At 61.0% G+C, this 18,136-nt stretch carries 15 protein-coding genes; 1 reads left to right on the top strand and 14 read right to left on the bottom strand.

Going from position 1 to position 18,136, the window contains the following annotated elements:
• The first annotated feature begins 109 nt into the window (after positions 1–109).
• On the top strand, positions 110–1,237 hold the full coding sequence (locus AC5XE7_RS02770) for an acyl-CoA dehydrogenase family protein (RefSeq protein WP_495364685.1): 1,128 nt from the start codon (positions 110–112) through the stop codon (positions 1,235–1,237).
• 53 nt (positions 1,238–1,290) lie between these two features.
• Here AC5XE7_RS02770 and AC5XE7_RS02765 read toward each other — a convergent pair whose 3' ends face one another.
• The 14 genes from AC5XE7_RS02765 to AC5XE7_RS02700 all read right to left on the bottom strand — a co-directional run bounded on the left by AC5XE7_RS02765 (position 1,291) and on the right by AC5XE7_RS02700 (position 17,569).
• On the bottom strand, positions 1,291–1,920 hold the full coding sequence (locus AC5XE7_RS02765; RefSeq protein WP_495364684.1) for a TetR/AcrR family transcriptional regulator: 630 nt from the start codon (positions 1,918–1,920) through the stop codon (positions 1,291–1,293).
• 72 nt (positions 1,921–1,992) lie between these two features.
• Positions 1,993–2,733: an SDR family NAD(P)-dependent oxidoreductase gene (locus AC5XE7_RS02760; RefSeq protein ID WP_495364683.1), complete on the bottom strand. Its 741-nt coding sequence runs from the start codon at positions 2,731–2,733 to the stop codon at positions 1,993–1,995.
• Positions 2,717–4,555: an acyclic terpene utilization AtuA family protein gene (locus AC5XE7_RS02755; protein ID WP_495364682.1), complete on the bottom strand. Its 1,839-nt coding sequence runs from the start codon at positions 4,553–4,555 to the stop codon at positions 2,717–2,719. The genes AC5XE7_RS02760 and AC5XE7_RS02755 overlap by 17 nt, the downstream gene beginning before the upstream one ends.
• Complete coding sequence (locus AC5XE7_RS02750; RefSeq protein WP_495364681.1) at positions 4,548–5,387, bottom strand: enoyl-CoA hydratase-related protein; 840 nt, start codon at positions 5,385–5,387, stop codon at positions 4,548–4,550. Before AC5XE7_RS02750 ends, AC5XE7_RS02755 begins: the two co-directional genes overlap by 8 nt.
• Positions 5,384–5,719 carry a DUF6285 domain-containing protein gene (locus AC5XE7_RS02745; RefSeq protein WP_495364680.1) on the bottom strand — a complete coding sequence of 112 codons (336 nt, stop codon included), beginning with the start codon at positions 5,717–5,719 and terminating at the stop codon, positions 5,384–5,386. Before AC5XE7_RS02745 ends, AC5XE7_RS02750 begins: the two co-directional genes overlap by 4 nt.
• A complete protein-coding gene (locus AC5XE7_RS02740; protein WP_495364679.1) occupies positions 5,719–6,732 on the bottom strand; it encodes a phosphotransferase family protein in 1,014 nt (337 codons plus the stop codon). Before AC5XE7_RS02740 ends, AC5XE7_RS02745 begins: the two co-directional genes overlap by 1 nt.
• A complete protein-coding gene (locus tag AC5XE7_RS02735) occupies positions 6,732–8,021 on the bottom strand; it encodes an acyl-CoA dehydrogenase family protein (protein ID WP_495364678.1) in 1,290 nt (429 codons plus the stop codon). The genes AC5XE7_RS02740 and AC5XE7_RS02735 overlap by 1 nt, the downstream gene beginning before the upstream one ends.
• 11 nt (positions 8,022–8,032) lie before the next feature.
• Entirely contained in the window at positions 8,033–9,277 is a 1,245-nt protein-coding gene (locus AC5XE7_RS02730; RefSeq protein WP_495364677.1) for a CaiB/BaiF CoA transferase family protein, read from the bottom strand.
• 176 nt (positions 9,278–9,453) lie between these two features.
• Positions 9,454–10,179: an ABC transporter ATP-binding protein gene (locus AC5XE7_RS02725; RefSeq protein ID WP_495364676.1), complete on the bottom strand. Its 726-nt coding sequence runs from the start codon at positions 10,177–10,179 to the stop codon at positions 9,454–9,456.
• Positions 10,176–12,008 carry a branched-chain amino acid ABC transporter ATP-binding protein/permease gene (locus tag AC5XE7_RS02720; RefSeq protein ID WP_495364675.1) on the bottom strand — a complete coding sequence of 611 codons (1,833 nt, stop codon included), beginning with the start codon at positions 12,006–12,008 and terminating at the stop codon, positions 10,176–10,178. Before AC5XE7_RS02720 ends, AC5XE7_RS02725 begins: the two co-directional genes overlap by 4 nt.
• Positions 12,001–12,900: a branched-chain amino acid ABC transporter permease gene (locus tag AC5XE7_RS02715; protein WP_495917626.1), complete on the bottom strand. Its 900-nt coding sequence runs from the start codon at positions 12,898–12,900 to the stop codon at positions 12,001–12,003. The genes AC5XE7_RS02720 and AC5XE7_RS02715 overlap by 8 nt, the downstream gene beginning before the upstream one ends.
• Before the next feature lie 4 nt (positions 12,901–12,904).
• A complete protein-coding gene (locus AC5XE7_RS02710) occupies positions 12,905–14,119 on the bottom strand; it encodes an ABC transporter substrate-binding protein (protein ID WP_495364673.1) in 1,215 nt (404 codons plus the stop codon).
• Positions 14,120–14,213: 94 nt separating this feature from the next.
• Positions 14,214–16,358: a 3-hydroxyacyl-CoA dehydrogenase NAD-binding domain-containing protein gene (locus tag AC5XE7_RS02705; RefSeq protein WP_495364672.1), complete on the bottom strand. Its 2,145-nt coding sequence runs from the start codon at positions 16,356–16,358 to the stop codon at positions 14,214–14,216.
• Between the two features lie 2 nt (positions 16,359–16,360).
• Positions 16,361–17,569 carry an acetyl-CoA C-acetyltransferase gene (locus AC5XE7_RS02700; protein WP_495364671.1) on the bottom strand — a complete coding sequence of 403 codons (1,209 nt, stop codon included), beginning with the start codon at positions 17,567–17,569 and terminating at the stop codon, positions 16,361–16,363.
• Between the last annotated feature and the right edge of the window lie 567 nt (positions 17,570–18,136).

Below are 18,136 nucleotides of genomic sequence, written 5' to 3'. Positions count from 1 at the left end.
TTTTTATATGGATATGCAAAGTGCCCAAAATTCGAGAGACCCATTTCGCTTGCATTATAGATATTGACGACTAACAAACGTATGTTAGATTAACGAAAAGGAGCTTTTTATGACCGGGAACGCCGAGATCGAGGACATTCGCCACGCGACTCGCCAATTTTTCGCTACAGAAGTGCTCCCTTACGCAACCCGGTGGCGAGAAGCCGGCACAGTGGACCGCGATCTCTGGCGCAAGGCCGGCACACTTGGACTGCTGGGCGTATGCGTGCCGCAGGAATATGGCGGGGTCGGTGCTGGTTTTGCACATGCGGCTGCAGTCTACGAGGAATTCGGCCGGGCCGACTTCGTCGACTTCGGCGTCACGATCCACAGCGGAATCGTCATTCCCTATTTTCAGCATCTGGCGACAGAGGCACAAAAGGTCCATTGGCTGCCGCGTCTGTGCTCAGGTGAGACCGTAGCCGCCGTGGCCATGACCGAACCCGGGGCCGGCTCCGACCTACAGGCGATGACCACGACGGCGCGTATGGTGGACGGCGGCTATAGCATCAGCGGCAGCAAGACCTTCATCTCGAACGGCTCGCAGGCCGATGTCGTGGTTGTGGCGGCCCGAATGGATCGTCAGGATGGGCGTAAGGGGTTTTCTCTCTTCATCGTGCCGGCCGAGACGGCAGGCTTCCGCCGCGGGCGCAAACTGGAAAAGATCGGCCTGCGAGCCCAGGACACCGCCGAGTTGTTCTTTGACAACGTCCACGTGCCACATGACGCACTTCTTGGAAATGAGGAAGGCCAGGGCTTCAGACAACTCATGCAGATGCTGCCACAGGAGCGGGTGGTGATCGCGCTGCAGGGAATGGGCGCCATCGAGCGCGCGCTTGAGATTACCCGCGCTTATGTCCATGAGCGCAAGGCATTCGGCAAACCGCTCATCGAACTGCAGAACACGCGCTTCAGGCTGGCAGAACTGGCGACCGATGCAAAACTGGCCAGGGTTTTACTGGATCATTGTATTGTAGAGCTTGAGGCGGATCGCCTCGACATAGCAACCGCCGCCATGGCCAAATGGTGGGTGACGGACAAGCAGTGCGAAATCATCGATGCCTGCCTGCAAATGTTCGGCGGCTATGGATATATGAGCGAATATCCGATCTCGCAGCTCTATCTCAATGCCCGGGCGCAACGCATTTACGGCGGAGCAAACGAGATCATGAAAGAGATCATCGCACGCACGCTGTGAGGCTCGGGCTAATAGTCCTCAGAAGGACATCGAGCGATTCTGCGATCACCGCGTCAGTGCTGTGCCCCACGCATGATACGGACGAGCTGTCGCGCAACATTCGCCAGTTTCAGGCCCCCATTCGGCCGGAACCAGGTAGGGGTCCAGTTCAGCGCGCCCAGGAAGTGCAGCCGGAAAACGGTCTGATCGATGCTCTCCGGCAAATCGAGATCTTTGACGAGTTGCTTGACGAGCGTTTCATAGCTGTCACGCTGGTTTATCAGGGTCGGCCACATCCGCTCCAGCGATCGTGGAAAAGTCGGCGTGATGAGGGCGCGGAAATCCGAGTTGATCAGCGATTCCAGATGAGCAACCGCGCAAGCCTCAAGCCGCTCCCACGGATCGGTCACGCCTTCGAGAGCTTCACGCACAGCCGTTTCGATCATCTCCATGCCACGACCGTGAACCGCGACGAAAATCTCGTCCTTGGAGGCGAAATGATAGTAGAGCGAACCCGCCATAACTCCCGAGGCGGAAGCGATGTCACGCATCGACGTGCCATCGAAACCCTGACGGGCGAACAGACGAGCGGATTCGGTCAGCAACTGCCTGCGCCGAACATCGGCGCGCCCCAGCTCTTCCTTGTCACCGGCGTTCTTCGGGAGCTTCTGCTTCCTCCCGACCGGGGTAGTCGTTCTTGCCACGAGCGCATCCACTTCAATTTTGAATGGTCGTTAGTTATGTTAAATAGTGGTGTTCTTCAACTCTTCACCCGATCATAAAGAAGTTGAGACGCCTCCGTCCACAACCAGAACATGCCCGTTGATGTAAGATGCCGCATCGGAGGCCAGAAATAGCGCCGCGCCGGCGATTTCAGCCGGTTTTCCCCATCGTCGCAGGGGAATGCGGCGGGTGATTCGGTCGTCTTCGACTGCCCATAACGGCCGGTTGAATTCGGTTGCGAAAAATCCCGGCGCAATCGCATTGCAACGAATGTTCAAAGGACCAAGCTCGCTGGCGAGGGCGCGTGTCAGCGCTGCCAGCCCGCCCTTTGAGGCGCAATAAGTGGTGTTGTTCGGCGAGGGCCGCTCCCCTGCGATAGAAGTGACGAAGACCATCGCGCCCCCGCCAGCCGCCGCCATGAGGGGAGCCACCCCCCGCGCCAGCCGGACATTCGCCGCCAGATTGACGTCGAAAAGACGATTGATGGCGTCATCATCTATTTCGGCAAGCGGACGCCGGTCGCGCATGCCGGCATTGCCGATCAGAATGTCGACTCCACCAAGCGTGGCGATCACTTCTGCCAGACCGTCACGCAATTCATCGGCATCTCCGAGGTCAAAGGCGAAGGAGGCGATCCCCTCCCCCCTGAACGCATCGCCGGGAGCGCTGCCGCGACCGCAAACAGCGACACGCGCGCCTGCTGCCGCAAGCGCCCGGGCCATTTCCAGCCCGAGCCCGGAGCCACCGCCGGTCACGATGGCCCGTTTGCCCTGCAGCTCAGGCCACGCCGGCATAAGGAACCGCAATGCCGAGGCGCTTCACCATATCGGCGTGTTCAGCCGCCACATCCGCCGGCACGGGTATCGGAAACTCCAGAAGCTGCTGGGCCATGCCCTTCGCCAGCGGATCAAGCCGCATTGAGGCAGAACCGCCGCCGCCAAGGGAGTTGTGGAGAACAAAGTTCATCGCGTTGGCGCCGGGAACCATATACCGGTCCACCTTTCCTGCCTCTCCCTCAAACACATGCGCGAACCATTTCGCCACCGCCGCTGGCGTAAGCGCCGAGGTGATATAAGGGACATATTCCGCCTTGCGCGCGATGACCGCGACATTGAAGAGATCGCCCTTGTCACCACTGCGTCCCCAGGCCAGACAGATCAGTGGAACGGTAGACGGCTGCGGCCCGAGCGGTTCCGGCTGGGGCGCGCGCTCCACCATCGCGGGATCGAAACTGTCCACCGCCGGCAACGCGACCTTACGGCTTTCCCCATCGGCCGTGAGCGTCACGGGCACCTCCGATTTGTCGAGCTTAAAGGAGAACAGGCGAACAACCGGCGCAACCGATGGCTTGAAGCCGAAGAAGCCGGTGGCGCCAGGTGACATCGAGACGATATGGGAGAAATGCTCCCGCGCGAACATTTCCGCGGCGTTGCGGTCAGGATGATCCACGACGATCTTGGAAACGACCTCACGCGTATCGCGTTGGCGGCCCTGCGCTCCCAATGTCGACTCGGCTCCCAGCAACTCGACGTGCTTTCGCGTCCATTCCGGTTGATTGCTGTCGCGCAGCATCCGGCGTGTGCGCTCCAGAAGCGCGGTGGCCTGCCGTTCAGCCTTCGCAACGGCCTCGATCCCTACCACCGGCAGGATCGCCACCGCACGCCAGCCATCCTGATAGGTTGCGCATACCTTGTAGGTTGAAGGCGGCGCATAGCCTTTCACGCCGGATACTTGCACAACGTCTCTGGCAAGCTGTTCGATCCGCACCTGCGAAAAATCGCAAGTGGCATCGGGAACGAAATAGCTCTGCGGATCGGATACCTCGTACAGCATTTGTTCGGAGACCGTTCCGACCGTGACCATGCCGCCGGTTCCCTCAGGCTTTGTGACGATAAAGCTGCCATCGGCGCTGCATTCGAGTATGGGATAGCCGATATTCGACCAGTCCGGCACGTCGCGCCAGTCTGTGTGCATGCCACCCGTCGCCTGCGCGCCACATTCGTTGATGTGGCCGGCCAACGTGCCAGCCGCGATCAGATCATAGTCGGTAGCTTGCCAGCCAAACTCATGAATAAGCGGGCCCAGCGTAAGCGCGGAATCGACGACACGGCCGGTAATAACGATGTCGGCGCCGGTCTCGAGAGCAGCCGCAATCGGGAACGCGCCGAGATAGGCGTTGATGCTGGTGATCTTTTCAGGGAAAGGCTGGCCCGAGAACATCTCTACCATACCGCGCTCGCGAAATTCGTCCGCGCGAGCACTGAGATTGTCGCCTTCGACAACCGCGATCCTGGGCGCGACGCCAAGTTCCTTGCAAAGTTCTCGCAGCGCATCTGCCGCACCACGCGGGTTAAGGCCGCCGGCATTGACCACGATCTTCACCTTGCGGTCGACGATCTCGCGCAAAGCCGTGCGCATATGGGGATCGATGAAATCCGGCAGGTAGCCAGAAGTTGGATCTCGTTTCATCATCCTGGCCAGGAAGGACATAGTGACTTCAGCCAGATAATCGAAAACGAGATAATCGACCCCCGATCTCAGCAAAGGGGCAATCGACGTCGGGCTATCGCCATAGTAAGCAGAAGCTCCGCCAATGCGGATGGTTTTCTCAGCCATTTTCGTGGTCCTTCCAGGGATAGAGAGTCGGCATGTCGGTGCTGGGTTTGCCGGTGAACCGGGCGTGGCGCTTTTCGATAAAAGACGCGATACCTTCCTGGCCATCCGGGCTCAGGGCCAATTGAGCGTTGATGGGAGCATCGAGCATCAACGCCTCCAACGGGTCAGCCGCCGCAGCCATCCGCCACATCAGCTGGCGGGTGATCGCGGTAGCGACAGGCGCCTGCTCAGCAATGACGCGGGCAATCTCCCGCGCGCGCGGCAGCAGCGCCTCTGGCTCGAGGACCTCGGAAACGAGGCCGGCCGCATGCGCTTCGGCGGGCTCGATCATACGGGCGGTGTAGACCCATTCCAGCGCCTTCGGCAGGCCAACGATGCGTGGCAAGAAGTAGCTGCTTCCAGCCTCGGGAATGAGGCCGCGCCTGCCAAAGACAAAGCCCATTCTGGCGTTGGTCGAGGCCAGCCTGAGATCCATCGGCAGCGTCATTGTGATTCCGACGCCCACCGCAGTCCCGTTGATCGCGGCTATCGAAGGTTTCAGGCATCTGTGAATGCGGATGGCGAAGCCGCCGTCATTTCCGCTGCGTCCCATCATGCGCTGGTCCGACCCAAGCCCGGAAATATCGGCGCCCGCGCAAAACCCCCTGCCGGTGCCGGTGACGATGATGACACGCACGCAATCGTCCGCATTGGCGCGGGCGAAGGCGGCACCAAGCTCCTCGCCCATACGGGCGGTGTAGGCATTCAACCGCGACGGCCGGTTAAGCGTGAGGGTCAGAACGCCATCTGCCAAGTCCTCCAGCACGTGGGGTTCGTCAGAGACGGTGCTCATGCGGACTCCTTCCGTGATTTCGGGTTGTTGACCGCCAGCGCATCGCGCAGGCTGCTTGCCAGATATGCACGCAGGGCGGGGTCACCGATATCCGCTTTCCCCGCGCGTATCGCGGCCGCCAGCTGTTGTTCGTCGGCATAGCCGAGTTCCTTCAGCCGGGCAGAATTTTCATCGGAACTCTGCGCCATTTGGCGCTGGACGATCGACAACAAGTTGACCGCTACCCGAATCTGATAGGCATGATAGCCGCTCAGCACCGACAGCAATTCATCGGTGAGATGGAGCTTTACCGCTTCCAGCAGATCGGCCGCATGCGGATGATGGCCTGACATCAATCCCTCCCTTCGATGACGTCGAGAAGATCCAGGAGCGGTTCCTCCACCCGGCGTCCGATCGCGGCATATTCCATCGGACGCCATCCGTTGCGCCTGGCCTGTTCGCCGCGGCGGATGCAGCCCAGCGCCCACTTGATTCCCGCCATCACTTCCCAGAACCGCGCGGCGGCCGGATCGACAGCCCCGCCTCCCGAAGCCTCGTATGCAGCGTAGAGTTCCTCGCGCGAACCGACGCCGGCCACCTTGCCGGCTGCGCCGAAGCGCCATGTGCGCAGGCAGACATAACCGAGGTCTTCCATGGGATCCCCGATATGGGCGATCTCCCAATCGAGCAGCGCGCGGATCCCGACCGCGTCAACGATGACGTTGCCCAGACGCAGATCGCCATGCACCACACCCGGACGCGACGGTCGGGGCCGGTTTTCGTCCGCCCACCGCAAGGCGAACTCCAGCGCCGGATAACTGTCGGGCATGCTGGCGAGAACCGCGCAATAGACTTCGAGCAGTGTTTCGGCATCGAAGCGCTGGAGGAATTCCAGTCCGTTGGTCTCCATCAGGTGAATGCGCGCGGCGATAGCTCCAATTTCGCCCGCCATCCTGGCTCGCGCTGCCGCGAATGCGGGATCCCGGAGAATACGGCGCGCAAGCGTCTCCCCCTCGATGTGCAGCGTTATTGCGCCTTCGCCCATGCGGTCTTCCGGAGAGAGCAGGTGAACCACTTGCGGCACGGCGACGCCGCTGTGACAGGCGGCCCGCATGACGCGGAATTCATCGCCCCCGGCCAGCCAGGGCAGACGCGAAGAAGGATCGGTGCGGTCACGGGATTGGTCCATGGACGACATCTGCAGTATCAGCGGGGTCCATCCCTCCTGCGCCTGGGCCTCGAAGGCCCACGTCGCCTTGGTCGCCCCGGCGGAAAGCCGCTTCAGTCCCCGCACCGCGCCAAAGCCGCTCGCGCGCCCAAGCGCGGCGGTCAGGTGGACGGAGAGATCTGCGGCCTCGATCTCCATTATCGGCCCGTAGCGAGGATCACGCGCCTCTCCTCCTCGCTCAGCGTGCCCCTGCGAGGGCCGGCATAACCGAAGAGATAAGCCGCAATCTTGCGGATCTGGATTTCATCGGACCCTTCGGTGATGCGGTAGCGGCGATGATGTCGATAGATATGTTCGAACTGCCTGTTGCGCGAATAACCCAGACCGCCATGGGTCTGCATGGCCTGGTCGGCCGCACGGCAAACCAACCTGTTGGCGCGATAATTCGCCATAGCGACCAGATCGCTGATCTCCATATGGTCTTGGGTATCAAGCTGGTGAGCAACGCGGAACACGAAGGTCCGGAGCATCTCCATCTCGGCATGAAGCTCCGCGAGTGGAAACTGGATGGCCTGAAAATCCGCCAGCGGACGTCCGAATGTATGGCGGGCGCGTGCGTAGTTGACAGCTTCGGTGATGCAGTAGCGAGCGGCGCCCACACTGGAAGCCGCCTGACGGATGCGGTTCTGATGAACGAAGCTCTGAGCCAGCACAAGGCCCTCGCCTTCACTGTGAAGGATGGCGCTATCGGGAACACGCACATTCCTGATCGAAACCTCGGCATGGTCCGAGGGCATGTTGAACGTCCAGTGGTAGTAGTCGATGCTGAAGCCGGGCGCATCGATCGGCACGATGAAGCCGGTGATCCCTTTCGCGTCTCCCGGCTTCCCCGAGGTCCGGGCGAAAACCAGATCGACGCTCGCTTTGTGGACGGCGCTGTTCCAGCGCTTCGCGCCGTTGATGATCCAGCCGTCTCCATCACGCACGGCGGTCGTCTTCATCCAAGTTGCATCGGAACCATGCTCTGGTTCCGTCAGACCGAACGCCATGTATTCGCGCCCGGTGATGATACCTTCGATCAGTTGCTTCTGCTCGGGGGTGCCGTATTCATGCAGCACGTGCACCAGCGGGAAATTTCCCACGATCGAGCTTTCGTCCTGAAGTTCGTTATGAAGGCCAAGGCCCTTTGCCGCCATATGCTCGCGGATCACGGCCATTGCGAGATTGCTGCCGTCCTGTCCGCCCAGCTCACGCGGAAGCGAAAACCGCAGATGTCCGGCCGCGTCGGCGCGGCGCTTCATCTCTCTGAGCAACGCGCTCCACTCTTTGCGGGGAACGCCGTCATTGTCCCAGTCGGTGCGCGCGTTTTCACGTCGATAGTCGAAGAACTGGATGTTCTCCGCTTCCAGAGGCTTGATCTCGGCCTGGATGAATGAATCCAGTTCGTCCAGCTTGTCCTGAATATGCCGGGGGATCGAAAAATCCATGTTGCCCTCGTTTACGAAGTCGCTTTCAGGCGCTGTGTCTGCCTGGATGTACTTCCGGCGCTGACCCCGGCTACGCCGGAAGCCTGTAATCTTTCGATTTCGGCGTCGGACAGACCGATCTCGCGCAGGACCTCGGCCGTATGCTCGCCCAGACGAGGCGCAAGACGGCGGACCGATCCGGGGGAAGCGGAGAAATCGACCGGCACGCGTGCATATCGCACCGTGCCTTCTGTGGGGTGCTCGGCTTCCTGCCAGAAATCGACGCTTTTCAGATGTGGATCTTCAACGAGGTCTTCCAGATCGTTGACCACCGCCATCGGGATGTCGAGATGACCGAGGAGCGCCACCCATTCCGCATTTGTCCGCTCCGCCAGCAGTTTTGCCAGGATGCCGAAGGTATTCTTTGGATGCTTCATTCGCGCATCGAAGGTGGCGAAAAGAGGATTCTCCATCATCTCCGGAGCATCGATCGCGGTAAAGAAAGTTCGCCAATGTGCATCAGAGTAAGGAAGGAAGGCGAGATAGCCGTCCCTGGTACGATAGGGGCGACGATTTCCCGCCTTCACGCTTTCATAGCCCATCTTCGCCAGCGGCGGTTCGAAGGCGTAGCCCCACAAATGCTCGTAGGTGGTGAAAGCGGACATAACCTCCATCATGGGCAGAGAGATGGCCTGGCCCCGGCCCGTGCGTTCGCGATGCATCAATGCAGCGGTGATCGAAAAGGCCGCATGCACCGCGCAAACCTTGTCCGCCGCGGAAGTCGGGATGTAGCGCGGCTCTGCGCCTTCCGAAATGGCCGACTGAAGCATGGCGAGGCCGGAGAGAGCCTGAATGGTATCGTCAAAGGCCGCCAGCCCGCCATAAGCGCCGTCATCCGCAAACCCCTTCACATGGCAATAGATCAGGCGCGGATTGATGGCAGCAAGCCGCTCATACTCCAGTCCCAGCTTGCGCAGGGCGCGTGTACGGTTTGAGTGGATGAGGACATCCGCCCCAGCGACGAGCCGGTCCAGAACCTCAACGCCCTCCGGCCGTGTCAGATCAAGAACCACACTGCGCTTGTTGCGGTTGATGTTGAGGAAAACAGCTCCCATCTTCTCGCTGGCGCGCGGCCCGATCGACCGCGTCAGATCGCCATCTGGGTTTTCCACCTTGATGACATCGGCGCCCATATCTCCCAGATGCTGGGACGCAAGCGGCCCCATGATCACCGACGCAAGGTCGAGGACATTTATGCCTGCCAGAGCACCTTCCATCCGCCGCTCCTCCCGTGTCTCCAGCCTCGTCCGCCTGCCACGGCGCTGGCAATTACATATTAGCGAACCAAGAAGCCCACCATAACTAACAAACAGTTGTTAGTCTAATTGTTTGTGGCCCTATCCGTCGCCAAATCATCTCATTGAAATCTTTTGGCAATTGGGGCGAGATCGGGTCAGGAGGCGGCACTTCCCAGATACGCCTTTTTAAGCAGTGGGCTGTTTGCGATTTCAGCCGCCGGCCCATGGCCGATAATATGCCCATGCTGCATGATGTAAGCACGATCGGCGATCTCAAGCGCGAGTTCAACCATCTGCTCGACCAGCAGGATGGTGATGCCGTTGCGTGCCAGCGTCTCCACCGTGTCCAGTACCTGATCGACCACGATCGGGGCCAGACCCAGAGAGGGTTCGTCAAGCATCAGAAGTCGCGGCGCGCGCATCAATGCCTGCGCTATGGTCAGCATCTGCTGCTGGCCTCCCGACAGGACACCGGCGCAAGTTTCCTGCCTCTCCTCCAGGATCGGGAACAGCGAAAAGACCTGATCGAAGCGGCGCTGTTCCTCTTCCCGCGGCAACCGGGTTCCGTAAAGGCTCAGTTCAAGATTGGCCCTGACCGTCTGCCGCCGGAAAATTCTTCGCCCCTCCGCGACATGCAGAAGTCCCAGATCGACGATCTGGTCGGCGCGTCGGCCACCGATCGGCGCACCATCGAACAGGATCGAGCCGGCAGCGGGCTGGAGCAGCCCGGAAACAGTTCGCAACAAGGTGCTCTTGCCTGCGCCATTGGCACCGACGAGCGCCACGATCTCGCCTTGCCGCACCACCAGCGACATATCCGACAAGACCGTGACCGGGCCGTAACCAGCTGCCAGCCCCTGAACCTTCAACAGTTCGCTCATGGCTGCATCTCCTTCCCGGACGCCCGGCCATCTGCCGGTCGCCGGCCCATATAGGCCGCGACCACCGCTGGCTCCGAAAACACGTCCTCAGCCGATCCCTGCGCGAGGATCTTGCCGCGGTCGATCACGGTGACCGCGTCCGCGAGGCTGCCGACCAGATCCAGATGATGTTCAACGATGACGAGGGTGATCCCGCTTTCCTGTATGGAGCGGATCAGCCCGACTAGGCGATCGAGTTCATCCATGGAAAGGCCGGCTGCAGGTTCGTCAAGCAGGAGAAGGCCGGGTTTGCCCATCAGCGCCCGCGCGATCTCCACGATGCGCTGCTGTCCGTGAGGGACGTTCCCAGCCAGATCGTCAGCCTTGTCCGCCAGGCCAACAAAGGCCAATATGCCAAGCGCCTCGGCTTCCATGCGCGCCGCTTCGGCGCGCGGGCCCGGAAGACCGAGCGCGATTCCGAACGCGCTGGCTTTTTCCGCCGGATAACAGCCCAGAAGGACGTTATCGAGGACACTCATGTCCGGCAGCAAACGCGGCGTCTGGAAAGTGCGTCCGATGCCAATGAGCGAAAGTGCAGCGGCCGAACGTCCGCCGATCTCCTCTTCACCAAGCCGGACGTGGCCTTTGGTGGGCGCATAATATCCCGAGATCAGGTTAAGCAGCGTCGTTTTCCCAGAGCCGTTCGGCCCGACGATCGCATGGCAGCTGGCCGCGGCAATGGACAGGTCCACAGCGTCAATCGCCGTGACACCGCCAAAGTTCTTGGTCAGGCCGGTGACCGTCAGCGGCCGCGAAGCGCCCGCCCGCACCGGCATGCCCGTCAGCGCTTCGCCGGTCCTTTGCCGGTGCGGCAAGCGTAGCCAGTCCGGCGCGTATGCCCACAGCGAACGCAACGCTCCTTCCAGCCCATGGGGCGCATAGGTGATGAGGACCAGGAGGCCAACGCCATAAACCAGCATGCGCCAGCTTGCCAGCCCGGTCATCAGTTCCGGGAGGACGAAGAAGACGATAGTGCCGATGACCGGCCCCCAAAGGCTGCCCGCCCCGCCCATAATGATGACCAGCAGAAAGAACATCGACATCTCTGCTGCGAAATCATCTGGCGTGATGACCTGCTTCTGCGCCGCGAAAATGGCGCCAGCGAGCCCCGCAAGGATCGCGGAGACGACGAAAGCGAACAGTGTCAGCCTGACCCTCGGCACGCCGCTGGCAACCGCAGCCATCGGATTGTCGCGGATAGCGACGAGGCCGCGTCCGTAGCGCGAGCGCACCAGATTGCGGATCATCACAAACACGATGACATTCAACCCGGCGACGAGCCAGAAGAACGACGTCTGGTCGAGGTTCCGTCCGAAGAATGTCGGCATCGGGACACCTATGAGGCCGGAAAAGCCGCCGGTGAGTCCGCTCCATTCGATCAGTGTCGCATTCACGACACCGGCGAAACCGAAGGTCAGCAAAGCCAGATACCAGCTCGATACCCGCAGCGCCGGCAGCGCCATGATCGCACCCGTGACGCTGACGATGACGATGGCGAGCGCAGTCGCCGGCCAGAAATCCCAACCATAACTCACCGTCGCGATAGCCGTGACATAAGCACCGATCGCCATCAATGCGCCATGGCCGATGGAGGTCTGGCCACCATAGCCGGTCAGAAAGTTGAGCCCCATTGCGACGAGCAGATAAGCGCCGATCTGGGTTGCAAGAAAGACGCGGTAGCCGCTGTCAACAGCCAGAGGAAAGGCGATCAGCAGCACGCAGACCGCAAGGAACAACAGAGTGCGGGGAACGGCTGGGCGGCGGGAGGGAATGAGCACCGTATCAGACATTGCGTGCCTCCGCCTGACCAAAGAATCCTTGCGGTCGGATCATCAGAACGGCAAGGAAGACAAGGAACACCACCGCGGTCTGATAACCCGGTGACAGGAACAAGACACCCAGCGCCTCCACGGCCCCGAGGATCAGACCCGCGATCAGACAGCCCTTGTTGCTGCCGATGCCGCCAATGGCCGCAGCCGCAAAACCCTTGAACAGCAGGAGCGCGCCCATCAGCGTCGACGCGAACATGATCGGCGCACAGATCAGGCCTACCAACGCTGCCAGCCCCCCACCCAGAAAGAAGGAAAGACGGGCCAACCGCTCGGGCCGCACGCCCCGCAGGAGCGCGGCGTCGCGATCCTCCGCCACGGCCTGTATCGCCGCTCCGGCGCGGGTGCGGTAGACCCGCTCGATCCCCCATACCAGCGCCACGGCGAACACGATCACGGCAAGGCCGTATGTCGACGTACGGAACAGGCCGGCAACCTCGAAAGACCGAACCGAAAGCGGCCAGGGAGGATCAACTCTGAGCGGATCCGCTCCCCAGATCTTCATGACAAGATTCACGAGGATCATTGAGCAGGCGAGCGTGGTGATGAGCCACAGATGGCTCGTGGACGACCGTCTCAATACCGGCTCCACCGCAATCCGCTCCTGAAGCAGAGCAAGAAGGCCGACGCCCAGAAACACGACCACGGCGGCGATCAGGAATGGCAACCCCGAAAAGGCCATTACCGTTCCCCCGAGCATGGCGCCGATCATCACGAGTTCACCCTGTGCGAAGTTGAACACGTTCGTCGGCCGATAGAGGATGTTGAAGGTAACGCCGACCAGCGCATAAATGCTGCCGAGCGTCAGACCTTCCATCACCGCTGTGAGGACAGACATCAGCGAAGGTGTCATGCCATTATGCCTGCGCTCGGAAGATGCCCATGGCGCGCTCGTCGCGCCCCGATTCCGCCGTGACCATCACGAAGGCATCTGAACTGAGACCTACATGATCTTGGGCGGTGAAGCTGATTGAGCCCAGTATTCCATCGTAGTCGCGAACGGAATCGAGCGCCGCTTTCAGAGCGTCTGAATCGAAGCTTTGCGCGTCCTCTGCGGCCCGCTGCACCAGATGGAGGAAATCATACCAGGGAGCCATGGCGATATTCGGCGTGGGGGGCGTTCCGGAGGCTGCGATATCCTTGGCGAATTTAAGCTGCCGTTCAGGGACTGCCCCATCGCCCTTCCAGGTGAAGTTTCGGAAATAGGGCGAGGTAATGCGCGGCAGCAGATCCGGATCAGCGTTATCCATGGTCACCGGATCAAGCACGATGCCATGGCCTACCACGGCTTCCGGAATCCAGTTCATAGCGGCCATGCCCGAGAAAACGCGTGCCGCGAATGGCTTGGAGGCAAACCACATCAGCACCGCCTCTGCCCCGGAATTGCGAAGATTGCGCAAATAACCGCCTACATCCGGCGCGGTGACTGGCGCCTCCTGCACGGCAGACGGCTCAAGTCCTCTCTTCGCGAGATATTCGATGGAACGCTGGGTGATCTCGGCGCCAAAGCCGGAACTTTCGGACAGAATTGCCACCTTTTTCAGGCCGAGCCGGTCCACCGCATAAGCCACCGCTGCTTCGGCCTCCATCTCGATCGTCATGAAGAGATGGTAGTGATATGGATATTTTGCGGCGTCACCCATCACCGCAGACGCGACGTAACCTGCCTGGATCATCTTCATCTGCGTAGATGCAACCAATGACGCCAGCGTCTGCGAAGTGCCTACGGGCCCGACGATGCAGTTCACGCCGGCCTCAGACAGTTTACGTACAATTGCCGGCTGAGCCGCGGGAGAAGCCTGGTCATCCTCTTCAATACGTAAGATCTGGCGCCCGAGCACGCCGCCGGCCGCATTGATTTCCGCCAGAGCGATATCGCTGGGAACAAACAATTCAGCGAAGGTGGACGCCAGCGGCCCGGTGGTCGGCCGGACCCAACCGACGGGCCATTTTTCCTGCGCCATCGCAGGTCGCGATCGCAGAATCTGAGGTGTGGCAAGCGTAATGCTGGCCAATGAAGCGCCGCGCAGAACCGTTCGGCGAGTAACTTTTCCGGCATGATAAGTCTTCATAATACGTTTCTCCTCCCAAGAACCCCGCAAAGCGGGACAGAGCCTGCCTTTATGCCTTCCGTCCGGTCTCCTCCGCGGGAAAGCCAGCGCCTCCTCAGGCTGCCGCTGCCACCGTCGTCATGTAAAATTCACGTCCCTCATCAGCCATCTGCTTCACGGAAGCAGGCGGTGCAAAGCGATCGCCGTAGCGGGCTGCCAACGTTTCGCACTGCTCGACGAAATTCGCCGCGCCCATCGTATCGATGTGGCTGAGCGGTCCGCCCGTCCAGGGCGAGAAGCCCCATCCAAGCAGGGAGCCAACATCGGCATCGGCAGCGTCTGTCACGATACCTTCCTCCATGCAGCGTGCAGCCTCCACACACTGGATCAGCAGCAGTCTGGCCTTCACCTCCTCGAAAGAGGGCTGCTCTGGACTGCGTTCGGCAATTTGATCGAGCCCGGTCCACAAGCGCCTGGTCCCGTCGTCACGGTACTCATAGAATCCTTTCCCCATCTTGCGGCCCGGGCGGTCGAATTCTTCCACCATGCGGGCAATGACCTTCGCTGCGGAATCCTCCGAACGATCGGGTTGGGCGCGATTGATGCGATAAACGAGGTCCAGCGCGATCTCGTCATTGAGCGCGAGGGGCGGAACCGGCATTCCTATGGCGCGACCGGCATTCTCGATCAACGCGGGGCTCACCCCTTCGGCGAGCATTCTTATGCCTTCATTCGTATAGGTGGCGAACACACGGCTTGTGTAGAAAAACGGTCCGTCATTGACCACGATGGAGGTTTTGCGAAGCAGCGCCGTGAAGTCCATGGCGAGGGCGAGCGCGTGATCGCCTGTCTGCGAGCCCCGGATAATTTCCACCAGCTGCATACGCTCGACCGGGGAGAAGAAGTGGACGCCGAGGAAGTTGGCGGGGTTCGCCACCGAATTTGCCAGTCCGGCAATCCGCAGGCTGGAAGTGTTCGATGCGATGACCGCTCTGGGAGCGGCGGCCTCGGCACGCGCCAGCACATCGGCCTTGAGTTCCGGATCTTCGAATACCGCCTCGATGACCAGCTGTGCCCCGGCAAGCGCGGCGAAGTCGTCGCCGGCCGAAATCCGGCCTGCAATTTCAACGGCGGCGGCAGCAGACCTGCGCGTGGCGGTCCTCACTGCTTCCGCGCGTCCCTTCTCGGCCGTCTCGGCGGTACGATCGACAAGCACCACGTCCAGACCAGCCTGTGCGGCGACGAGCGCGATCCCGCGCCCCATCATTCCGGCTCCGATAACGCCGACCTTTGTGATCGACCCTGTTTCCACCTTCGGCCTGCGGGCCAGTTTTCCGGCTTTCTGAACATTCAGAAAACGGGTGCGGATGAGGTTGCGTGAAACCGGATCCACGACCAGCTGGGCGAAGTAACGAAGCTCGATCTTCAGCGCCGTATCAATCGGAACCAGCAACCCGTCGAAGACCGCACGCTGGATGGCCTCCTGAGCGGGATAGTTACCCCACGTGCCTGCGCGCACCCTCGCATTGGCAGCGGCAAAGGCGAGCGACCCCTCAAGCGTACGTGGATCGTCGCCGGGCACGCGATACCCTTTTCGATCCCAGGGCTTGATGGTGTCTTCCGCCGTTGCCGAGCGGGCCCACCTCCTTGCCGCTTCGACAAGCTGTGCCGGTGGAACGATCCCGTGCACGATGCCCAGTTCAAGCGCCTGCTGTGGCGGGATGTGCTTTCCTTCCAGCAGATAAGGCAGCGCCTTGAGCGGCCCCAGGATGCGCGACAACCGCTGGGTGCCGCCCGCGCCCGGCAGCAGTCCTACATTGGCTTCAGGCAAGCCCAGGCGGATGCGCGGATCGTCGGCAACGATGAGATGATGGCAGGCCAGGCACAGTTCCATCCCACCGCCGAGAGCCGTGCCATTGATCGCCGCTACGAAGGGCTTGCCTCCCCGCTCATAGCGGCGAAACAGCGCCGACAAGCGCCCCGACCTACGGACGATGCGGGCTGTGCGCTCCTCGTAGGTGCCTTCCTTCGCCTCCGCAGCGAGCTGTTCCATCCAGGCCAGATCAGCACCGGCGATGAAAGCGGATTTTGCCGAAGTGATAACGCACGCCTTGACCGCATCGTCGCAAAGCACGCGATCCACGATCTCCGCAAATTCATCAATGGATGCGGAGTCGAGCACGTTCATGCTGCGGTTCGGCATATCCCACGTGATGAGGGCAATTCCCTCGGCGTCGATGTCGTATGTCAGGTTCGCCATGCTCAAACCCTCTCAATAATGGTTGCCGTGCCCATACCCGCCCCCACGCACAGGGTGATGAGAGCAGTATTGAGGTCGCGGCGCTCCAGCTCGTCGAGCACAGTGCCGAGAATCATCGCGCCGGTCGCACCGAGCGGATGCCCCATTGCAATTGCGCCTCCGTTGACATTGAGGCACGCGGGGTCGATGCCCATTCGATCCCGAAAGTAAAGAACCACCGAGGCGAAGGCCTCGTTCAGTTCCCACAGATCAATGTCGGCGGGCGTCATGCCTGCACGCCTGAGCACCTTGCGCGACACGGCCTCCGGGCCTGTCAACATGATGCTGGGCTCGCTGCCGATCGAGCCGAAGGCACGGATGCGCGCCCGTGGCTTCATCGCCGCTGCATCACCTGCTTCGCGCGATCCCAGCAACACCACGCCGGCTCCGTCAACGATTCCTGACGAATTGCCGCCATGATGGACATGCTCCACCGTTTCCACATCCGGATAGCGCTGGATGGCGACCGCATCATAGCCCGCTTCAGCGCCAAGCCGTGCGAAGGCCGGCCTCAACGCGCCGAGCACCTGCATCGTGGTCTCGGGGCGCATATGCTCGTCGCGGTCGAGCAGGACGCCGCCAATCTGATCGCGCACGGGTACGATCGAAGCGGCGAAACGCCCTTCCCTCCAGGCTTCAGCCGCACGACGCTGGCTTTCAACGGCGTAGGCATCCACATCGTCCCGGCTGTAACCTTCCCGGGTGGCGATAAGATCGGCACCGATACCCTGGGGCGTATAATATGTCTTGAATGCGACCCCCGGATCGGTGAACCAGGCACCGCCATCGGCACCAAGCGCAACCCGTGACATGGATTCGACGCCCCCGCCAATCGACATGTCGGACTGGCCGGCCATGATCTGGGCTGCGGCCATATTGACCGCTTCGAGTCCGGAAGCGCAGTAACGATTGATCTGTACGCCAGACGCGGTTTCGGCATAACCCGCGTTAAGCGCCGCTATTCTGCCCACGCACGACCCTTGTTCGCCGACCGGCATCACACAGCCGAGGATCACGTCGTCGACCAGAGCGGTGTCGAGAGAATTGCGGTCCCGCACGGCCTCCAGCACCGTCGCGGCCAGATTTATTGGGGCGACCTCATGTAACGCCCCGTCGGGTCGCCCTCGGCCTCGCGGCGTACGAACGTGGTCGTAGATGAAGCAATCGACCATGCGGGCTCCGACTTTTCACATGTTGAACATTTGATAGATTACCGTCACACTCTCTCTAACAAACGTTAGATTGTATAGTCAATGAAAAAGTTTGCGACGACGCCCCTTATCCCTGCAGGAAACCCAACCTGATCCGCCAATGGAGCGCCTCAGATCGCCGATCCCATTTCCTCCGGGCGATGTGAATGTGTGCCTGCTGCGCGATGGCCCGGGGCGGACCCGGTCAAGGCGGGCTTCGGCGCTTCCCGCAATGAAAGGTCAGGCAGGCGCGCGCCACTGTCCTTGTGCACGAACCTTACCGTCAGACCCTCGGGGTTGTTGACGGCAGGGAGGAGATCGCCCATCGGAAAGTGAACGGACGGGTTACCCCCTCTGTGGCACCGCAACGACAGAGCACTGGAATGAAACGATCGCCCCTTCCACTATGAGCTAGGCTCAGGACCTATTAATTTGGTTTGATCTGTGATTCACGGTCTTTGCTGAAGGAGGCCGTGATGGGTGATTTGTTTCTGCTGAGCGAGTGCCAGATGGCGCGCATATCGCCGTACTTCCCGTTGTGGCACGGGG

Source organism: Aquamicrobium sp. YD-1-mutant5 (assembly GCF_059509755.1).
The sequence above is the reverse complement of the archived record's forward strand: the minus strand, read 5'-3'. Positions and strand labels throughout refer to the sequence as shown.